The sequence below is a fragment of the Rhodococcus sp. USK13 genome (assembly GCF_018343855.1).
Lineage (GTDB): Bacteria > Actinomycetota > Actinomycetes > Mycobacteriales > Mycobacteriaceae > Rhodococcus_F > Rhodococcus_F oxybenzonivorans.
On sequence record NZ_CP069242.1, the window covers coordinates 1,658,192 to 1,676,929 of the forward strand.

The 18,738-nt window shown below is 65.8% G+C and carries 21 protein-coding genes and 1 pseudogene; 10 read left to right on the forward strand and 12 right to left on the reverse strand.

The genetic code is table 11. From position 1 onward, the window contains the following. Positions 1 to 102 precede the first annotated feature (102 nt). Entirely contained in the window at positions 103 to 573 is a 471-nt protein-coding gene (locus JQT59_RS10455; protein ID WP_213576074.1) for a DUF6069 family protein, read from the forward strand. 57 nt (positions 574 to 630) lie between these two features. Here the strand turns inward: JQT59_RS10455 and JQT59_RS10460 are convergent, their stop codons facing one another. Beyond that, complete coding sequence (locus JQT59_RS10460) at positions 631 to 891, reverse strand: hypothetical protein (protein ID WP_213576075.1); 261 nt, start codon at positions 889 to 891, stop codon at positions 631 to 633. A gap of 114 nt (positions 892 to 1,005) precedes the next feature. On the opposite strand from JQT59_RS10460, the gene JQT59_RS10465 reads away from it, so the two are divergent. Continuing rightward, positions 1,006 to 2,583 (forward strand): alkaline phosphatase D family protein, encoded by a 1,578-nt coding sequence (locus tag JQT59_RS10465; RefSeq protein ID WP_213576076.1) that lies wholly within the window; start codon positions 1,006 to 1,008, stop codon positions 2,581 to 2,583. 63 nt (positions 2,584 to 2,646) lie between these two features. Here JQT59_RS10465 and JQT59_RS10470 read toward each other — a convergent pair whose 3' ends face one another. The 5 genes from JQT59_RS10470 to JQT59_RS10490 form a co-directional block, all read right to left on the reverse strand. After that, positions 2,647 to 3,021 carry a hypothetical protein gene (locus JQT59_RS10470; RefSeq protein WP_249354338.1) on the reverse strand — a complete coding sequence of 125 codons (375 nt, stop codon included), beginning with the start codon at positions 3,019 to 3,021 and terminating at the stop codon, positions 2,647 to 2,649. A gap of 282 nt (positions 3,022 to 3,303) precedes the next feature. Next, positions 3,304 to 3,792 (reverse strand): hypothetical protein, encoded by a 489-nt coding sequence (locus JQT59_RS10475; protein WP_213576077.1) that lies wholly within the window; start codon positions 3,790 to 3,792, stop codon positions 3,304 to 3,306. A 297-nt stretch (positions 3,793 to 4,089) separates the two neighbouring features. Beyond that, on the reverse strand, positions 4,090 to 4,776 hold the full coding sequence (locus JQT59_RS10480; protein WP_213576078.1) for a GAF and ANTAR domain-containing protein: 687 nt from the start codon (positions 4,774 to 4,776) through the stop codon (positions 4,090 to 4,092). 122 nt (positions 4,777 to 4,898) lie between these two features. Next, positions 4,899 to 6,224, reverse strand: a complete 1,326-nt coding sequence (locus JQT59_RS10485) for a lipase family protein (RefSeq protein WP_213576079.1) — start codon at positions 6,222 to 6,224, stop codon at positions 4,899 to 4,901. A 211-nt stretch (positions 6,225 to 6,435) separates the two neighbouring features. Then, positions 6,436 to 6,675, reverse strand: coding sequence for a hypothetical protein (locus tag JQT59_RS10490; RefSeq protein WP_109335416.1), 240 nt, complete (start codon positions 6,673 to 6,675; stop codon positions 6,436 to 6,438). A gap of 146 nt (positions 6,676 to 6,821) precedes the next feature. On the opposite strand from JQT59_RS10490, the gene JQT59_RS10495 reads away from it, so the two are divergent. The 8 genes and pseudogenes from JQT59_RS10495 to fdhD all read left to right on the forward strand — a co-directional run bounded on the left by JQT59_RS10495 (position 6,822) and on the right by fdhD (position 14,289). Then, positions 6,822 to 7,295: an NUDIX hydrolase gene (locus tag JQT59_RS10495; RefSeq protein ID WP_213576080.1), complete on the forward strand. Its 474-nt coding sequence runs from the start codon at positions 6,822 to 6,824 to the stop codon at positions 7,293 to 7,295. A gap of 99 nt (positions 7,296 to 7,394) precedes the next feature. After that, positions 7,395 to 7,913 carry a peptide-methionine (S)-S-oxide reductase MsrA gene (gene msrA, locus JQT59_RS10500; protein WP_213576081.1) on the forward strand — a complete coding sequence of 173 codons (519 nt, stop codon included), beginning with the start codon at positions 7,395 to 7,397 and terminating at the stop codon, positions 7,911 to 7,913. A gap of 72 nt (positions 7,914 to 7,985) precedes the next feature. Further along, a complete protein-coding gene (locus tag JQT59_RS10505; protein ID WP_249354339.1) occupies positions 7,986 to 9,011 on the forward strand; it encodes a magnesium transporter CorA family protein in 1,026 nt (341 codons plus the stop codon). 67 nt (positions 9,012 to 9,078) lie between these two features. Further along, a pseudogene (locus JQT59_RS10510) lies at positions 9,079 to 9,237 on the forward strand (serine hydrolase domain-containing protein); the annotation flags it as partial. A 205-nt stretch (positions 9,238 to 9,442) separates the two neighbouring features. Then, complete coding sequence (locus tag JQT59_RS10515) at positions 9,443 to 10,528, forward strand: S-(hydroxymethyl)mycothiol dehydrogenase (protein WP_213576082.1); 1,086 nt, start codon at positions 9,443 to 9,445, stop codon at positions 10,526 to 10,528. Next, positions 10,525 to 11,157, forward strand: coding sequence for an MBL fold metallo-hydrolase (locus tag JQT59_RS10520; protein WP_213576083.1), 633 nt, complete (start codon positions 10,525 to 10,527; stop codon positions 11,155 to 11,157). Before JQT59_RS10515 ends, JQT59_RS10520 begins: the two co-directional genes overlap by 4 nt. Before the next feature lie 4 nt (positions 11,158 to 11,161). Then, positions 11,162 to 13,468: an FdhF/YdeP family oxidoreductase gene (locus tag JQT59_RS10525; protein WP_213576084.1), complete on the forward strand. Its 2,307-nt coding sequence runs from the start codon at positions 11,162 to 11,164 to the stop codon at positions 13,466 to 13,468. After that, positions 13,468 to 14,289: a formate dehydrogenase accessory sulfurtransferase FdhD gene (fdhD, locus tag JQT59_RS10530; RefSeq protein ID WP_159923260.1), complete on the forward strand. Its 822-nt coding sequence runs from the start codon at positions 13,468 to 13,470 to the stop codon at positions 14,287 to 14,289. The genes JQT59_RS10525 and fdhD overlap by 1 nt, the downstream gene beginning before the upstream one ends. Here fdhD and JQT59_RS10535 read toward each other — a convergent pair. From JQT59_RS10535 to JQT59_RS10560, 6 genes are all read right to left on the reverse strand, one after another. Then, positions 14,282 to 15,511 carry a helix-turn-helix transcriptional regulator gene (locus tag JQT59_RS10535; RefSeq protein WP_213577627.1) on the reverse strand — a complete coding sequence of 410 codons (1,230 nt, stop codon included), beginning with the start codon at positions 15,509 to 15,511 and terminating at the stop codon, positions 14,282 to 14,284. The two genes, fdhD and JQT59_RS10535, sit on opposite strands and share 8 nt — an antisense overlap. Before the next feature lie 77 nt (positions 15,512 to 15,588). After that, complete coding sequence (locus JQT59_RS10540; RefSeq protein ID WP_213576085.1) at positions 15,589 to 16,080, reverse strand: Clp protease N-terminal domain-containing protein; 492 nt, start codon at positions 16,078 to 16,080, stop codon at positions 15,589 to 15,591. Continuing rightward, the gene (locus JQT59_RS10545; protein WP_213576086.1) at positions 16,077 to 16,298 is read right to left on the reverse strand and encodes a hypothetical protein; all 222 of its coding nucleotides are present in this window, start codon (positions 16,296 to 16,298) and stop codon (positions 16,077 to 16,079) included. Before JQT59_RS10545 ends, JQT59_RS10540 begins: the two co-directional genes overlap by 4 nt. 65 nt (positions 16,299 to 16,363) lie before the next feature. Next, on the reverse strand, positions 16,364 to 17,089 hold the full coding sequence (locus JQT59_RS10550) for an anti-sigma factor (protein ID WP_213576087.1): 726 nt from the start codon (positions 17,087 to 17,089) through the stop codon (positions 16,364 to 16,366). Then, positions 17,082 to 17,660 (reverse strand): sigma-70 family RNA polymerase sigma factor, encoded by a 579-nt coding sequence (locus tag JQT59_RS10555; RefSeq protein ID WP_213576088.1) that lies wholly within the window; start codon positions 17,658 to 17,660, stop codon positions 17,082 to 17,084. Before JQT59_RS10555 ends, JQT59_RS10550 begins: the two co-directional genes overlap by 8 nt. A 316-nt stretch (positions 17,661 to 17,976) precedes the next feature. Then, the gene (locus JQT59_RS10560) at positions 17,977 to 18,645 is read right to left on the reverse strand and encodes a fasciclin domain-containing protein (RefSeq protein WP_213576089.1); all 669 of its coding nucleotides are present in this window, start codon (positions 18,643 to 18,645) and stop codon (positions 17,977 to 17,979) included. Between the last annotated feature and the right edge of the window lie 93 nt (positions 18,646 to 18,738).

Consider the following 18,738-nt stretch of genomic DNA (forward strand, 5'->3'; position numbering starts at 1 on the left):
CGACGGAAGAACCATGGCGCCCATGCCTTGACCTCGACAAAGGTTGAGGTTGCAAGATCATGTCAGCAAGGTCAGTCAGCATCTCACCGAAGGAGAACGAACATGTCGAGCACCGAAACCACGGCCACCGCGACGAGCGCCGCCACGAAGTTCAATCCGCTCACCCTCGAACTGAGCCGTCCCGCCGCCGTGCTCTGGACCGCCGTGATCGCACTCGTCCCCAACCTGGTGCTGTGGTTGCTCGCACTTCCCGCAGGTGCGTCGTTCGAGATGACGGATGCGGGGAAGACCACCAGTGCGGCACCCGGCGGCGTTATCGTCATGACGGTCGTTCCCCTTCTCATCGGAATGACACTCGCCGCGCTCATCTCCGTTAAATTGCCGGCCATCATCCGTCCCGCAGAGGTGATCGGGGTCGTTCTCGCGCTCGCGACGATCATCCTGACCATCCAGGCCGATTTCGACGCTGCCAGCACCATCTCACTCTCACTGATGCACGTCGTGGTCGCGGCCGCGATCGTCGTGGGGTTGGAAGCGATGCGTCGGCGGATCGTGCGCACCGCCAACGTCTAGGCCGGTGATACTCGGCCCGACCTCGGTCGATCAGGCGCCGCCGGGTTCCGGCGGCGCCTAGTCGAAGAGTGTGGGTGCGTCTCCCGCCGATTCGCCGTCGGCGGCCGTCCCGGTCCGTTCACCGTCACCGGCCTTCACCTCGCCGGTTGGGCTGGTTGCCTTGTGCACCACCGACAGCGCCGTCGTCCTGACCGACAGTCGGTGTCCGTCGGGATGCTGCAGTGACGCGAGGCCCTTGCTGATTTCCACCACCAGCCACGGTCCTGCGTGACCGGATGCCTGCACCAGATCACCCACCTGTATCTGTACGGCTACCACCGCTTCCTCCCAAGGTCTACTGCACCGACCGTGTCAGCGTAGCGATATCGGCGGGCGCAGGCCGGATGACGGATCGGGGGCCCGACCGCGCCCCCGCCGGATATACCGTGGTGTATGCGCCTCTCCCGTCGGCAGTTGCTGCGAGTAGGTATGGCCGGCTCGGCTGCGGTGCTGGTGGGCACGTCAGCGGTGAGCAGCGAGCGGTTGCCTGCGCCGCGGTGGCGAGGCGATGACCCCTTCGGACTCGGCGTGGCCTCCGGAGATCCGACAGAGGACGGTGTCGTCTTGTGGACACGCTTGGCACCGGATCCCCTTGCCCCGGGTGGTCGCGGCGGCATGGGTTGGGATCCGGTGACCGTCGAATACGAGGTCGCGCACGACGAGAACTTTCGACACCCGGTGACGCGCGGTACGGCTGTTGCGACGCGTGAACTCGCCCATAGCGTGCATCCGGAGATCCACGGCCTGGAGCCCTCCCGCTGGTACTTCTACCGATTCCGTGCCGGCTCGGCGATCTCCCCGGTGGGCCGGACCCGCACGGCCCCGGCTTCGGGACAGTCCACGGCGCGGATGCGGTTCGCGTTCGCCTCGTGTCAGTCGTGGAGTTCCGGCTTCTACACCGCATACGAGCACCTGAGCGACGAAGACCTCGATGTGGTGGTCCACCTGGGCGACTACATCTACGAACGCGGGTGGAGGCGCGGCCGCGAGGGCATGTCGATGGGCGTCGACCGCGATGAAGCCGTCGATCTGCCCGGCTACCGGCTGCGCTACGCACAGTACAAAGCCGAGCAGCCGCTGCGTGACGCACATGCTGCGTTCCCCTGGATCGTGACCATGGACGATCACGAGGTCGACAACAACTGGGCCGCGGAGGCGCCGGGACTGGGCATCGACATCTATCGAATCTCCGCACTGTTCCGTCGGCGCCGGGCCGCCGCCTTCCAGGCGTTCTACGAGCACCAGCCGCTGCGGCTCGCTCAGCGACCCTCCGGGCCGGGAATGCGCCTACACCGCCGCTACCGCTTCGGCGATCTCGCGCACATCACCATGCTCGATACCCGGCAATACCGGGACCGGCAGGCGTGCGGGGGTAACGTGACCGCGAATTGCACCGACCGGCTCGACGCCGACCGCACAATACTGGGTGCGCAGCAACGGGACTGGCTGCTCGACGGATTCACCGGGTCACCGGCGCGTTGGCAGATCATCGGCAATCAGGTGGCGATGGGTGAGACCGACAACGACCCCGGCTCGGACGCGGTGCTCTCCTCCGACTCCTGGGACGGTTACGTCGCCGATCGCAACGCCGTTCTCGGCGGCGCAGCGGATCGCGGCGTACGCAATCTGGTAGTGATCACCGGCGATCGTCACCAGAACATCGTCGCGGACCTGCGCCGGGACTATGCCGACCCGGAATCACCTGCCGTCGCGTCGGAATTCTCGGGCACGTCGATCACCTCGGGTGGCGACGGCGCCGACATGAATGACACGGGGCGCCGCCTGCTGGCGGCCAATCCCGACATGAAATTCTTCAACGCTCAGCGGGGATATGTGCGAGTCGAGCTGGACCATCAGTTGTGGCGCAACGACTTCCGCGTCGTTCCCTACATCCGTCGTCCGGGCGCGCCTGTCCATACCCGCGCGAGCTTCGTGGTCCAGGACCAGATACCCAATGTCGCCGAGGCGTGACGCCGTATCTCGGCGCTCGACTGGCGGAGGCTCGTGTGGTTCACCGCGCCGACATCGGCGCGGTCAGGTCACCGCAGGGTTGAAGGAGCCGAACGCGAGGTCGGCCGACGGCCATTGACCGGTGGCTGTCACCTCGGCGAAGGCCAGGTCGAAGGCGTCCACGAGCCAACTGGACTCGGCGGTGACGATGAGTTGGTCGGGGGACTCGGCCGAGTCGCTCTCCTTGAAGAGAGCAACCCGCCAGAGGGCGGCCGCATCTGGTTGATCAGCGAGGACGCCCTCGGCGTTGACGGCGAGGAGATAGTGCTGGTACTCGAAATCGATGCGAATGGCGTAGCCGCAACCGATGTTGACGATGCTGGCGGGACGATGGGTGGCCGCAGCGAGCATCATGAGCTCATCTGCGTAGCGATTGGTGAAAGCATGGGCGAGGGGCACGGGCGTCTCGTCTCTGTGAAAGATCGTGAAGCGACTGCCCCACGACCGGCCACACAAGTCTGCGCTCTGCTACACAGCTGGTGTCTCGGCTTGAAGCTCCTAACAATACGGTATCGATGCGCCCGACGTGCACCCGTCGGGCTTGCCTTTGCGGTGATGGCCGACCTTTCAGAAGCAAGTGTCGCCTCGGTCGAGGTATGTGACCTGCAGTTCGTTCGGCCGTGTGCCGTTTGCGGCGTTGATGCGATTTCTTTTGGTTCTCGATGCGTCGAATGACGGCCCTCACTCGGAGTGGCTGGTCGAGGGTAGATATGGGTTGGGTCCCAGCTCGATGGTCGTGGTGGTGGGCGGAAGGCCGACCTCTTCCCACCCGGCGGTCAGGGTGAGGGCATCCGAATCCTGGCAGGTCCCCACCCAGTAGTGCGGCAGCGTCCGATACTCGGTCGGAGGACGCGCGCGGATCGATCTGGTCACCGGGTGGTAGGGATCTGCTTCCCCTTCGATGTCGCCGACAGTGACGAACACGGACAGATAGGACCAGTGTCCGGAGTAGTCCTCGGGGTCGGTCAGCGAGCGCGTCTCGTGGTGGGCAAGTTCGGCGCATCTCCCCGTGGCCGTCAGGACGAGGCGCAATTGCATCCCACTCGGATAGGCGGTGATGTCGTTCAATTGCAGCGTCAGGCCTTGATGGGCGGCGAGGACTGTCGGACCGTGCACCTCGGTCCCGCCGGTGGCGGGTGGTGGCTGCGCCGGCCACCGGTGTCTGCGCATAGAACCGATAGTGCCATCGCCGCCGCACCCAGGCCACTGTCTCTTCTGTCGATCAGAGTGAAGGCATCGAAACGTGAGAAGCCGCCGGCACCTGTCGGTGTCAGCGGCTTCGCATTCGCGTCGGGCACGCTACGCACTGTAGGTCTGACCCGGCGGAAGGTGACGGTGCCCGCCAGTGCGCCTCTCGGCAAGTGGTCGCTCGCAGCGACATATTTAATGTGGTACCCGGGGCATTGGGTCGGACACCGTCGACAGCCTCAACGAGGGCGGTAGCCCGGATATTCCCGGGGGAGTGCCCTATTTTCCGCGTTCGACGATTTGCTCCGCGACGGCGTGGAGGCGGGTGTTCGTCTCCTGTGAGAGGTGCGTGAGCATCTCGAAGGCGCGGATGGCGTCGACGTCGAATCGTTCCATGATCATGCCCTTGGCCTGGCCGATGATGTCCCGGGAGACCAGCGCGGACTGCAATTGTTCCTTGGTGCGCGCGGCCATCAGGGCCAACGCGGCGTGGGCCGCGAGAACCTCGGCCATCGACTCTTCCTGGAGACCGAAGGCGTGGGGTTCGAAGGCGAAGAGATTGAGTGCACCCATCTTGCCCTCGGATGTGTACAGCTGGAAGGAGATGGAACTGTAGATACCCACGTCGACGGCGGCGGCGGCGAATCTCGGCCACCGATCGTCGGAGCGGAAGTCGTCACAGCGGACCACCAGGTTCGCCACAGCCGCCGCGACACAGGGACCCTCGCCGAGTTCCTCTTGAACGTGGTCCAGCTTGGGCAGGAGGTCCGAGGTCGGGGCAACCGACTCGAACTTCTTCCCGCCCCCGGAGACCATCAAGATGCCCGCACACGCTTCCGTCGGCATCAAGTCGACAGCGGCGGCAGTCACGGTGGACAGACTGTCTTCGATCGAGCGAGGCGTGGAGAAACTGCGTGCGAGGTCAGCCATGGTGCGGACGATGTCGCCGCTCCCCGAACCGTTCATCACAGCCTCCTCTGTCCGTCGACGCCGTCACGAGACAGCCGTGCAACCGTCTCCCTTCGTCCACCCTAGGCGGCCGTGCGCTCCGACGTCGGGGCACCGGGGATTGCTGCCGGTGTCTGTGGTCAGTTCGGGCCCAGCGGTCGTGCGAACAGCACCCGCACCGCGGTCCGTCCGACGGTGAGCAACCCGTGAAGTGGGGACAACGCAGAGGACGCGATCGACCACACGGTTGTGGTCCCGGACGGTGGGAGCGGCGTGCCGGCGAATCGGTCCGTCAGCCACTCGAGCATGGCGGGCGCGGAGATCACCATCAGTGACAGGTGCTCACTCAATCGGTCCCGCACATAGGTGACGTGGGCGCCGCCCTCGACATACCGCTCGACCTGCCCGTCGACGTCCTCGATGTGGATGATTTGGTCGTGGACCGGGTGTACCACCAGTAGCGGGCACTCGGGAATGCGTCCGCCGAGCCGGATGTCGTCGAACACCTCCAGGACCTCGGGTGTGGCCAGGATGTCGGCGAGGGGGATGTCGGTGTAGTCGTCGAAGTCGTCACGGGCGAAACGTGCAACAGCTTCCACCGTCGACATCGTTTCGATCTTGTCGAGTCGCCGAATTCCTTCGTCGTCGGCATGGTCGCGGATCACTCGCCCGAGACCGGGATAGAGGTGGCGCAGTCCGGCGACGACGAGCGCGGGGAGGCCGGCGTGGAGGGTGCCGTTGAGCCGGATGTAGGTTTCGCCCGGGTCGCCGACCGGGGCGCCGAGGGCTGCGCCGACGATGTCGATTTCGGGTGCGTATTCGGGGGCCATTTCGGCTACCCAGGACGAGGCCATGCCGCCGCCGGAATATCCCCACACGCCGACTCTGGTCGCGGCGTCGAGTCCGAGGGGCGGGAAACTGAGCGCCGCACGGATCCCGTCGAGGACCCGGTAACCGGGTTCGCGGGGTGCGCCGAAGTAGCCACCCATGCCCTCGTGGTCGGCCAGCGTCACGGCCCAGCCCCGCTCGAGCGCATTGGCGATGATCAGCATCTCGAGGGGCGGGAGGCTGCCGGGCGAGAACGCACCCCGCTGCAGTGCGTACGACGGGAAGCACTTGTCGGCGATGGCGTCGATCGCGCACTGGTAAGCCAGTAGCGGCCGCTCCTCGTCCGGGTCGGCGCCGAACGGCAGCAGCACGGTGGTGACCGCCACCTCGGGAGCCTGGTGCAGGTCACAGCTGCGGTACAGCAGCTGCCAGGCCGACACTTTCTGTGGGATGACGCCGAGGAGAGCCAGTTCGACTTCGCGGCTGCGGAGCACGGCACCCGGCGCCGCGGCGGCGAAACCGGCGGGTGGGACGTAGAAGGGGTCGTCCCCCGGCAAGACCGGCCGGCTTCGCCCGACCGGTTCCGGAAGAATCGGTCCCGACAGCGGCCCCTCGGTAATTTCGGCGTTCACACTCATTGTGCGACCTTTCCAGGACAGAACCCCGCGGAGACGGAAGCTCGGTCGGTTATGCGGTACGACGAGTGACAGACTCTCACAGCGCCGACGGGCGTCTGCACGCGGTGACCCCGGTCACTGGGCGCGGGCGTCCCGTACGTCCTGGGTCGCACCTTCCTCGAACCGACTTCTCATCCCGAATCGGCGACGATGTCCGTCTCCGAGGCCGGAGTCAGCTGTCCTTGGGAGCGAGCCGGGCTGCGAGGAGTCCTTTTCCGAGTTCGCCACCCTTGAGGCTCACGGCCTTTGCTCGCTGGAAGAAGTCGATGAGCTCGGTGTCTCCGGCGCGTTCGGCGTCCCGGATGTAGCCGTCCAGACGCAGAGCGTTACTCAGCGACGCTTCGACGAACCAGATCAAGTTGTAATCCTTGTCTTTCGTTCCCGTCACCGCACCGGTTTCCTGATCGCTCATCTGTAACTCCTCCTCGATCGCCAGGCCCCCTGTCCTCCCAATACGTACCTCACCCCGGCTGCCGGCTACGGCGGAACGGGAGAAGAAGCTCGTGGGTGTGGCCGAACATTCGCAGCGCCGTCACACGTCCGTGACATGCTGGTGTGGTGGCGAAGCAGAGTGCGGGGGTGCTCCCATACCGCATCCGGGACGGTGTGCTCGAAGTGTTGATCTGCCATCCGGGTGGTCCGTTGTGGGCTCGGCGGGACGCAGGAGCGTGGTCGATCGTGAAGGGGGAGTATGCCGTCGACGAAGACCCGTGGGCTGCGGCGCAGCGGGAATTTCGAGAGGAAGTCGGTCTCGATCCGCCGCAGGGTGCGGTAGTTCCTCTTGCTCCGGTCCGGCAACGGGCGGGGAAGGTGGTCAGCGCATTTGCTGTGCGCGGCGACCTCGACCTCACCGACGCGGTGAGCAACGAATTCGAGATGGAGTGGCCGCCTCGATCGGGCCGGCTGACGTCGTTCCCCGAGATCGACCGGGTCGAGTGGTGTTCCGTCGCAGTGGCGCGGATCAGACTGATCGCCGCACAGGTGGCATTCCTGGACGAGTTGGAAAGCGCTGTGGAAGGCGCCGGGCCGTAGCAGACTGCACCTCGCTGCGGAATAGATGCGGACGGCCGGTGTTGTGGAGGGGGAGAGACGACACGGGGTGTACTCGCGCCCCGATGAAGGGAACGGACAATGTCGAACGTCACCGAGACCGCCGTCCTGGCCGGAGGCTGCTTCTGGGGTGTGCAGGAACTCGTGCGTAAGCAGCCGGGTGTGATCTCCACACGCGTGGGATACACCGGCGGCGACGTACCGAACGCGACGTACCGCAACCACGGCTCGCACGCGGAAGCGATCGAGATCGTGTTCGATCCGTCGAAGACGTCCTACCGCGACCTTCTCGAGTTCTTCTTCCAGATCCACGACCCGTCGACGAAGAACCGGCAGGGTAACGACATCGGAGCAAGCTACCGCTCGGCCATCTTTTATACGAGCGACGAGCAGCGACGCGTCGCCGAGGACACGATCGCCGACGTGGATGCCTCCGGACTCTGGCCCGGCAAGGTGGTCACAGAGGTGACCGCGGCAGGTGACTTCTGGGAGGCGGAGCCCGAACATCAGGACTATCTGCAGCGGTTGCCGGACGGATACACCTGCCACTTCGTGCGGCCGGGGTGGAAGCTTCCGCGTCGCGACGCCGAGGTCGGCTGAGCGCTCGGTCGGGCAGTGTGCCGTTCCGGCTTCGGGCACACTGCCGTTCCGGCTTCGGGCACACTGCACGGTGTGACCATCGGTACGCAGGAACCTGTCAGGACTCGTCTGTGGCGGCAGGGCCGGCTCGCCGCCACGGACTTTCCTCTCGCTGAGGTGTCCGACCACCTCGAGGAGGACGGTGCCCTTGTCTGGCTGGACCTCTGCGACCCCGACCACGCGCAACTGTGTGAGCTCGCCGAGGAGCTCGCGCTCGACCAGCACGCAGTCGAAGACGTCCTCGCGCATGCCGAGCGCACGAAGGCGACGCGGTACGCGCACCACACCTTCCTCACTGTCTATGCCACCCGGCTGACGGTGGACGCGCCGCCGGACAGTCTGGGGTCGCGTCTGCGTACCAGCAGGGTGTCGGTGTTCGTCCTTCCCCGCGGGATCGTCACGGTGCGGCGTGCGGACGCCGGCTCGGCGGGATTCGACATGGAGGAGGTGCTGCGGCGCTGGGACGACAATTCCGACCTGTTGCAGCACGGAACGGCCGCCCTGCTCCACGGTCTCCTCGACGTCATCGTCGACGGACAGTTCGACGCCATCCAGTCGCTCGACGACGCCATCGAGGACCTCGAAGAGGGACTGTTCGACGACCGCGCACAGACCCGCGTCATCCAGCGGCACACGTACCGGGCGCGGAAGGAACTGGTGGAACTGCGGCGCGTCGTGCTGCCGATGCGCGAAGTGGTCACCGCGGTGATGCGGCACCGTGAGGAGCACGGCAGCAGCGTTGCTCTGGACAGCTGGTATGCCGACCTCTACGACCACGTCATCCGTGCCACGGAATGGACGGAATCGTTGCGGGACATGGTGACTACCGTGTTCGAAACCAATCTGTCCCTGCAGGACGCTCGACTGAACACGGTGATGAAGAAGCTCACCGGGTGGGCGGCGATCATCGCCGTACCGACCGCGGTCACCGGCTGGTACGGGCAGAACGTTCCCTACCCTGGGTTCGGGCACAACGGCGGAGTGGTGTCGAGCGCGGTCGTGATCGTGGCCGCCGCCGCCCTGCTCTATGTGGTGTTCAAGCGCCGCGGCTGGTTGTGACCGCGGCGCGCACGGTGCTCCCGAGCTGGTCCACGGCGATCGAGTGATTGAATCACAGCACGTCGATACCACATCGTGCACCAAGACCGTGACCGCGCTGGCCGCGCTCGTGCTCGTCGATCGAGGGCTGCTCGACGTGTACGCGCCTGTCGCTCGGTACTGGCTGGAGTTTGCTGCGAGCGGCAGGGGCGACGTCGAGGTCCGGCACTGTGCTCAAGACGTGTCTGCCGCGTTCGCAGCGATGGGCTGAGCGCGGGTAACAACACGGGCGGCCGACGGGCTGCGACCTGGCCGGGCTGGCAATCCGACCAGGTCGGCCAGTCCCTTTGATCAGTCCCCCCTCGGTGCTGCGGTCCGTAGTGTTCCGGGGAGAGGTGCATATATAGCGATGCATCGATCCGCCACACTGATCGACCGAAGGAACGAGTCCCATGCCGCAGCAGGTACGAGGTGTCATCGCCCGCTCGAAGGGTGCCCCCGTTGAGATCGCGACCATCACCATTCCCGACCCCGGACCCGGAGAAGTAGTCGTCGACATCGCGGCGTGCGGGGTCTGCCACACCGACCTCACCTACCGTGAGGGTGGGATCAACGACGAGTTCCCGTTCCTTTTGGGTCACGAGGCCGCAGGCATCGTGGAAAGCGTCGGTGAGGGCGTCGATTCGGTCGAGGTCGGCGACTTCGTGGTCCTGAACTGGCGTGCTGTGTGTGGTCAGTGTCGCGCGTGTAAGCGTGGCCGTCCGCAGTACTGCTTCGACACATTCAACGCGACGCAGAAGATGACCCTCGAGGACGGCACCGAACTCACGCCCGCGCTGGGTATCGGGGCTTTCGCGGACAAGACGCTGGTGCACGCTGGTCAGTGCACCAAGGTGGACCCGTCGGCTGACCCTGCTGTCGTCGGCCTGCTCGGCTGCGGTGTGATGGCCGGTCTGGGTGCCGCGGTGAACACCGGCAACGTCAGCCGCGGCGATTCCGTCGCCGTCATCGGCTGCGGCGGCGTCGGTGATGCGGCGATCATGGGAGCCCGGCTTGCCGGTGCGTCGAAGATCATCGCGATCGATCGGGACGACAAGAAGCTCGAGTGGGCGAAGGATCTCGGTGCCACCCACACGATCAACGGTTCGAACGTGGATGCAGTGGAGGCCGTGCAGGAGCTCACCGGCGGTTTCGGTGCCGACGTGGTGATCGACGCGGTTGGCCGACCCGAGACCTGGAAGCAGGCCTTCTACGCCCGCGACCTCGCAGGCACCGTCGTCCTGGTCGGTGTGCCGACCCCGGATATGAAGCTCGAGATGCCGCTGATCGACTTCTTCTCCCGCGGTGGTTCGTTGAAGTCGTCGTGGTACGGCGACTGCCTGCCCGAGCGTGACTTCCCGATGCTCGTCGATCTGTACCAGCAGGGCCGGCTTCCCCTCGAGAAGTTCGTCAGCGAGCGCATCAAGATCGACGAGGTCGAACAGGCCTTCCACACCATGCATGCCGGTGAGGTGCTCCGTTCGGTGGTGGTCCTGTGAGCGGGAAGCTGCGGATCGAGCGGGTCGTCACCGAGGGTACTTTCGCTCTCGACGGCGGAGAGTGGAACGTCGACAACAACATCTGGCTGATCGGTGACGACACCGACGTGGTGATCGTCGACGCCGCCCATCAGGCGCAGCCGATCATCGACGCGGTCGACGGCCGGCACGTGAACGCCGTGATCTGCACGCACGGTCACAACGACCACGTCACCGTCGCTCCGGAGCTCGCGGAGCGCTTGCACGCTCCGGTGCTGTTGCACCCGGGTGACGACATCCTCTGGAAGATGACGCACCCCGACGCGAAGTACTGGCGGCTCGAGGACGAACAACGTATCGCTATCGCCGGCACCGACATTCAAGTGATCCACACTCCGGGGCACTCGCCGGGTTCGTCCTGCCTGTACCTGCCCGAGGTGGGTGCTCTGTTCTCCGGCGACACCCTGTTCTCCGGTGGCCCCGGGGCGACGGGACGGTCGTACTCCGATTTCCCGACGATTATCGGATCGATCCGCGATCGGCTGTTCGCCCTCCCTGAGGAGACGACCGTGCACACCGGGCACGGAGACGGAACGACGATCGGCACCGAGGCCCCGCACCTCGCCGAGTGGATTGCACGAGGAAACTGAGTTCATGACCGACACCACCGACAGGTACACCTTCGACGAGGATGATGTCGTCGTCACGCACGAGAAGTCCTATGCGGCAGGTGTTCCTGCGGTGTTGGTGTCGTTGCGCCGCGGGTTGGAGCAGATGGGTCCGGTGCGCACGGCCCGCACGTTGTTCAAGTTGAATCAGCGGGACGGGTTCGACTGCCCGGGGTGTGCGTGGCCGGAAACACCGGGGCACCGCAAGCACGCGGAGTTCTGCGAGAACGGGGCGAAGGCGGTCGCGGAGGAGGCCACCACCCGCACGGTGACACCGGAGTTCTTCGCCGAGCATTCGGTGGCGGAGCTGCTGGGCAAGACCGAGTTCTGGTTGGGGCAGCAGGGCCGGCTGACGCATCCGATGGTGTTGCTGCCGGGGGGTACGCATTACGAGCCGATCGGCTGGGACGCCGCGTTCGCGATGATCGCCGGGGAACTACGCGCGCTGGGATCGCCGGACGAGGCGGTGTTCTACACGTCCGGGCGCACCAGTAATGAGGCGGCGTTCGTGTACCAGTTGATGATTCGGGCGTTCGGCACGAACAACCTGCCGGACTGCTCGAACATGTGCCACGAATCTTCCGGGTCGGCTCTGGTGGAGATGATCGGGATCGGGAAGGGCTCGGTGACCGTTCCGGATATCGAGAACGCCGACCTGATCCTGATCGCCGGGCAGAACCCGGGCACCAACCACCCTCGCATGCTCTCCACCCTGGAAAAAGCCAAAGGTAACGGGGCGAAAGTGATCGCGATCAACCCGCTCCCGGAGGCGGGGCTGCTGCGGTTCAAGGACCCCCAGAAAGTGCACGGGGTGGTCGGGAACGGGGTGCAGATCGCCGACGAGTTCCTGCAGATCCGGATCGGCGGCGACCAGGCCCTGTTCCAGGGGTTGGGCCGGCTCCTGCTCGAGGAAGAGGACCGCAACCCGGGCACGGTGATCGACCGCGACTTCATCGACCGGCACACCGCCGGATTCGACGACTATGCCGCCGCCATCCGGCAGGTCGACCTCGACCTTGTCGTCGAGGCGACCGGGCTGACCCTCGAACAGATCCAGCAGACGGCGGAGGCGTTGATCGCGTCGAAGAAGACGATCATCTGCTGGGCGATGGGGCTGACCCAGCACACGCACGGGGTTGCGACCATTCAGGACGCGGTGAACCTGCTTCTGCTGCAGGGGATGATCGGCAAACCCGGTGCCGGAGTGTGCCCGGTCCGCGGGCACTCCAACGTCCAGGGCGACCGGACGATGGGGATCTGGGAGAAGATGCCCGAACCCTTCCTGACCGCGTTGGACACCGAATTCGGCATCGCTTCCCCGCGTAAGCACGGTCTGGACGCGGTCGACTCCATCCGGGCGATGCGGGACGGGAAGGCGTCGGTGTTCGTCGGGATGGGCGGCAACTTCGTCTCCGCGACCCCGGACACCGCCACCACCGAGGCCGCCCTGCGTAACTGTGCGTTGACGGTGCAGGTGTCGACGAAACTGAACCGCTCCCACCTGGTGACCGGGCGAACCGGACTGATCCTGCCCTCGTTGGGCCGCACCGACAAGGATGTGCAGTCCGGGCGAAAGCAGCAGGTGTCGGTGGAGGACTCGATGTCGGTGGTGCATCTGTCCCGCGGCAGCCTGCCCCCGGCCAGTAAGTATCTACGTAGCGAGGTCGCGATCGTGTGCGGGATCGCCCAGGCATTGTTCGGTCCCGACCATCCGGTGCCCTGGCAGGAGTTCGCCGCCGACTACGACCGGATCCGCGACAGTATTGCCCGGGTGATCCCGGGGTTCGAGGACTTCAACCGGAAGGTGCGTGCGCCCGACGGGTTCGCTCTGCCGCATCCACCCCGGGATGAGCGCCGGTTCGACACCACGACGGGGAAGGCGAACTTCACCGTCAACGCACTGTCCTGGTTGCCGGTGCCGGCGGGGAAACTGATCCTGCAAACCATGCGGTCGCACGATCAGTACAACACCACCATCTACGGGCTCGACGACCGTTACCGCGGCGTCAAGGGCGGCCGCAGGGTGCTGTTCATCAACACCGACGACCTTGCCGCGCTGGGCTTCACCGACGGGGATCGGGTGGATCTGGTGTCGGAGTGGACCACCCCGGACGGGACCGTGCAGGAGCGGCGGGCGGATGATTTCCGGCTGGTGCCATATCCGACGCCGGTGGGGAATGTGGCCGCCTATTATCCGGAGACGAATCCGCTGATTCCGCTCGATCACGTGGCGGTGACGTCGAATACTCCGGTGTCGAAGGCCGTGCTGATCCGGCTCGAGAGGCGGTCCTGATGGGGCGGGTGACGCTGCGGACCCCGGTCACCCGGATCACCGATACCCGGCAGTCGACCCGCCCGGACACGGTGGTGGTCGAGGAGCCGCTCGAGATTCGGGTGAACGGGACCCCGCTGGCGGTGACGATGCGCACCCCGGGTTCGGATGTGGAACTGGCACAGGGGTTCCTGCTGACCGAGGGGATCATCGCCGACCGGGCGGATATTGCGTCGATCCGATACTGCAACAGCGTCGACGAGCACGGGGTCAACACCTACAACGTCCTCGACGTCGACCTCGCCCCGGGGATCTTCCTGCCCGACACCGGCATCGAACGCAACTTCTACACCACCTCCTCCTGCGGAGTGTGTGGGAAGGCGTCCCTCGACGCGATCCGGCAACGCACGAAGCATTCCCCGGCCACCGACCCGGTGCGGGTGCCGTCCGCGACGATCGCCGAGCTGCCGGACCGGCTGCGGGCGGCGCAGAAGGTGTTCGACAGCACCGGCGGGTTGCACGCGGCCGGGTTGTTCACTGCTACCGGGGACCTGCTGACGGTCAAGGAGGACGTCGGACGGCACAACGCGGTCGACAAGCTGATCGGCTGGGCCACCGAACAGGGCCGCATCCCGCTGCGGGGGAGCATCCTGCTGGTGTCGGGGCGGGCATCGTTCGAACTCGCCCAGAAAGCAGTGATGGCCGGGATCCCGGTCCTCGCCGCCGTGTCCGCCCCCTCCTCGTTGGCGATCGACCTCGCCCACGACACCGGACTCACCCTCATCGGATTCCTCCGCGGCACCACCATGAACATCTACACCCACCCCGACCGCATCACCTGAGGCTGTCGGCGCGGATACCTGCCTCGAGCGCAATCGCCCCTGCTTCTCCGCGCGACCCCACCCCGAGCTTCTTCAACACCCCGGCAACATGGAACTTGACGGTGCTCTCGCTGATGCCGAGGCTGTCGGCGATCGCCTTGTTCCGCTTGCCCGTGGCGAGATGGCCCAGCACCTCGAGTTCGCGGGGGTTGAGGTCGCCGAGCTGTTGTTCGTCGGGCTTCACCGCCGGAGGATCGAGCGGAATGGCGACGGCGACGCGGGAGCCCCACCCGTCGACGGACTCGACGGCGATCCGCCCACCGAGGGTGTGGACGCGGCCCGACAGTTGCCGAACGAGTGCGTCGGTGTCCAGGCCGCCGGCGCCGTCGTCGCGGACTTCGACCAGAAGATTGGATCCGTCGCAGTCCCAGGCGATGCGAATCCGTTCGAGCGTCGCCTGTGCGGCGAAGGCGAGAACAGCGCTGCGCACCACCGCGCGTGCGGCATGCGCGACTTCACCGGGAAGGGCCCGTCCGTCCACGGGCGGATCGACGTAGTCGACGACGAGTGGCCGGTGCTGCAGAAGGGGCCGGAGTTCACCCTGTAGTCGGGCGAATGCGGTGGTGACGGCTTCCTCCGTGAGGAGACGGTCGGACTCACCGGCCGAGCGCAGCGCCACCAGGGCTGTGGACGCGGTCTCGCTCGCCGTGATGCGCGACCGATGATCGTCGAGATCCTTGGACCGGAGAGTGGCGAGGATCGACTCGAGGGTGGCGGCATGCAGATCCGTCAATTCGACGATGGTCCTGGCCCTCTCGCTCGACGCCGCCCGCGACTCCGCCAGATAGGCCGGACTGGCCTGCGCTACCTGCAGTCGAATGGACACGGCCACGACACCGAACGCGGCCCCGACCAGGTCGACGTCGCGGATGCGCTGACGAGTTTTCGGTACGACGAGCAGCAAGGTGCCGGTGGCGTCCAGCAGTGCCCACACCTTCCGCTTCGAGCCGGCGATCACGGCGTGATCGTCGAAGACCTCGTCCACGGCCAGCTGGGTGCGCAGTGCATCGAGTTCGGTGATGGTGACCCGCTCGGTGATCGACGGATCTCCGCTGACCTTCCGGGGACGTCCCGTGCATTCACGGGTGAAGATCACGAGTGCGGTGTGCGGCCAGATGTCGGCGAGAAATTTCGAGAACCGAACGGCGATGTCGGGGAGCGAGCCGTCGATGACGTCGCGCATCGAGCCGAGAAGATCCGCAGGTGACACCGAGGTCGAGCTGGAGAGAACCACCTTACGAGGGTATCGCGCGGTGCTGGTCAGGTCCGAGCCTCGGCCCGGGCGGCATCGATGACGTCGGACCGCTCGAGACCCAGAATTTCCAGGGCGCGGGCCGCCGTGCCGTGTTCGACTCCCGCTACCGCGCGGACGATGTCCGCCCCGGTGAACGGTCGACGTCCCGCCTTCGCCACCGCTGTCGCCTCGCGGAAGGCCTCGCGCGCCGGTGCCGACAGATGCAGGGGGCCGGAACGGGGCCGGCGCAGCGCCGTGTCGACGGAGGTGGTGTCACCGATTCCTGCTGCAGCGAGTGCGTCACGGTGCACCTGGGTAATGGCCTCGCGCAGAGCGTCCCGGTCGGACCCCAGATGCTCGAACACTCGACGAGAAGTGCCGTCCGGCAACGAAAAAGACGCCAATAAGAGATGTTCCGCACCGGGCTCCCGGTCACCGAGCCGGTCGGCTTCGGCTTCGGTCTCGGCGAACAGCCGTTTCATCGACCGCATGTCGCGCCATCCGCGGGTCAGCATCATCGTGTGCCTCTCCTCTTCGCGTTGCCTGTTTCTCTGCGTCCGGGGCCCAGGCGCTTGTGTGCCGCTTGCCCTGAAATTCCGAGAGCCTGGCCGATCGCCGACCAGGTCCAGCCGGAAGCGAGAGCCAGCTCCACTGCCTTGCGCTCCAGTTGATCCGCCTGACGTCGAAGTGCCACCACGGCAGCCAACGCGGTATCCGGATCCAGATCGTCACCCACAGCTGTCAACCTATGTTGATGATGCGACTCCGTCAACCTTTGTTGATAGGACGGTGGAGTTGTGGTCAGGCGAGGTTGATCGTCGCGAAGATTGTGGTCGGTCGAGGCGAACCGCCGGGCGGCTCCACACTGAACCCGAGGGCCGTCGACTCGTCGATGCCCGTGACGACGGCCGTCGTAGACGGAGACACGGCGCCGGCGTCCATGATCCCCGCTGACACCGGTTCGTGGGAGGGACCGAGGAGCCACATCTGGTAAACAGAGCCCGGAGCAGGCGGAGCGACATCATTCATCACCAGGACACCCGCGTCGACGTCCTTGGAGAAGACGACCGTGGCCGAACCACCACCGGCAATGGGCGCTACCGCCGTGCGGACGTCGTCGGCCGCCAGAATCTGGGCGGGAACGGGCTCGGTGGAATCTTCGCGGAACTGCTGCACCACGGTCACACCGCCGACCGCGAGAACGACCACCGCGGCCGCCGCTGTCAGCGCGGCGATCAGCCGGTTGCGGCGTCGACTGCGCGCGCCGTCGAGCGACACCGGGGTGGTCGCGGCGGGCAGTGACCCGAGGATGCGGCCGATCAGATGGGCGGGTGGTTCCACTGCGGTAGACGCGGACTGTGCGGCCATCGTTTCCCGGACGCCCCGTACCGCGTCGGCGAACTCGACGCGAACCTGGGGCGTAGCGTCCCGCACCGCGGCGTCGATCTGGCGCCGTTGCACGTCGTCGACCGCGTCGAGGGCGTATACCGGGGCGAGATCGAACAGAGGGTTGGTGGACTCATCCATCGACCTGCACCCCCAAACACTGCCCGAGCCTTCTCAATCCGTCTCGGATCCGCGATTTCACGGTGGGCAGGGCCACGGACAACCGCTCTGCCACCTCGCGGTAGGTGAGTCCGCCGTAATAGGCCAGGACGACGGTCTCCTGCTGGATCTCGGTGAGAGTGCCCAGGCAGTCGATGACGTCATTCTTGTCACCACGACGGGCAACCTCTTCGGACACGGCGTCGAACGGGCCGTAGTAGCTCGCCGCGCCGTAGGTCGATTCCCGGTCGGTGCCCGACTGCTCGGAGCGCACCCGATCAACCGCACGCCGGTGCGCCAAGGTGATCAGCCACGACAGCGGTGAGCCCTGGCGGGGGTCGAAGCTTGCTGCGGACTTCCAGACCTGCAGATACACCTCTTGGGTGGTTTCCTCGCTGTAGCCGGGGTCGCGGAGAACGCGCAACACCATGCCGAACACGCGCGCGCTCGTGCGTTCGTAGAAGACGGTGAACGCTTCGGTTTCACCCGCGGCAATCTGCGCGAGCAAAGCCGTCAGCGTCACGTTCTCCGTGGCCCTGTCGACGCCGGTCATCGGCCTTGTCCGTTCATCGAACTTGAGCCTAATCCCAGCCTGCGGCCTGTGCGACCAGGTCGGGGACGTCGACCTCTCCAGCAATCGGGTTGCCGCGTCGAACGATGAGCGCTTGCGCACGTGCCTCGTCGCTGTGGCGAAACCGAATTCCATATCAGTGATTCGAAGCTGAAGTGGCCATGGATTGCCGGATCGACTCGTGCCCAATGGAATACATCGTTGTGGCCGGTCCTCTGGCCCCTTCCTTCAACGCACAAACCCGGCGGCACCGAGATTTGGTACCACCGGTATCTGTGTGTGATGGGTGAGCCGGAAATTACTGCGGCATCAGGACGGAGTCGATCAGGTACACCGTCGCGTTGGCGGTCTGCACGCCACCACAGATCACGCCGGCGTCATTGACCTTCAGGTCGTCACCCGAACCGGTGACGGTGACGGAACCGCCCTCGACGGTGGCGTGCTCGCCATCGATGTCGTCCGGTGCGATCTGCCCGGGCACCACGTGGTAGGTGAGCACCTTGGTGAGCAGAGCAGAATCGGTCTTCAGCGTTTCGATGGTGGCGGGATCGACTTTGGCGAATGCGGCATCCACAGGCGCGAAGACCGTGAACTGTCCACTGTTGAGGGTGTCCACCAAATTGACCTGCGGATTGAGTTGTCCCGAGACCGCCGCGGTGAGCGTGGTGAGCAGCGGATTGTTCGAAGCGGCGGTGGCCACCGGATCCTGCGCCATTCCGTTGACCGACCCTGCGCCCTCGGGCACGGTCTTGGCGTACTCGGCGCAACCGGGACCCACCAGGTTGGCGGCCGGGTCGGCCATCGCGGACGAAGTAGTGGCTCCGGAGCCGGAGTTCGACTCGGAAGTCATGGTGTCTGCGGCGCCGGCAGTGCTCGACGAGTCACTGTCGTCCGAGGAGCATGCTGCACCCAGCAACACCAAGGACGTGCTCGCTGCGACTGCCAGTACCCGTGTGGTGATGTTCATGGAAATTGCCTCTCTCCGATGTGGGTGCGGTTGCGCACCATCGACAGCCATTCGGAGCGGTTCGCGAAGCGGATGGGTCCGCTTTTTATTTTG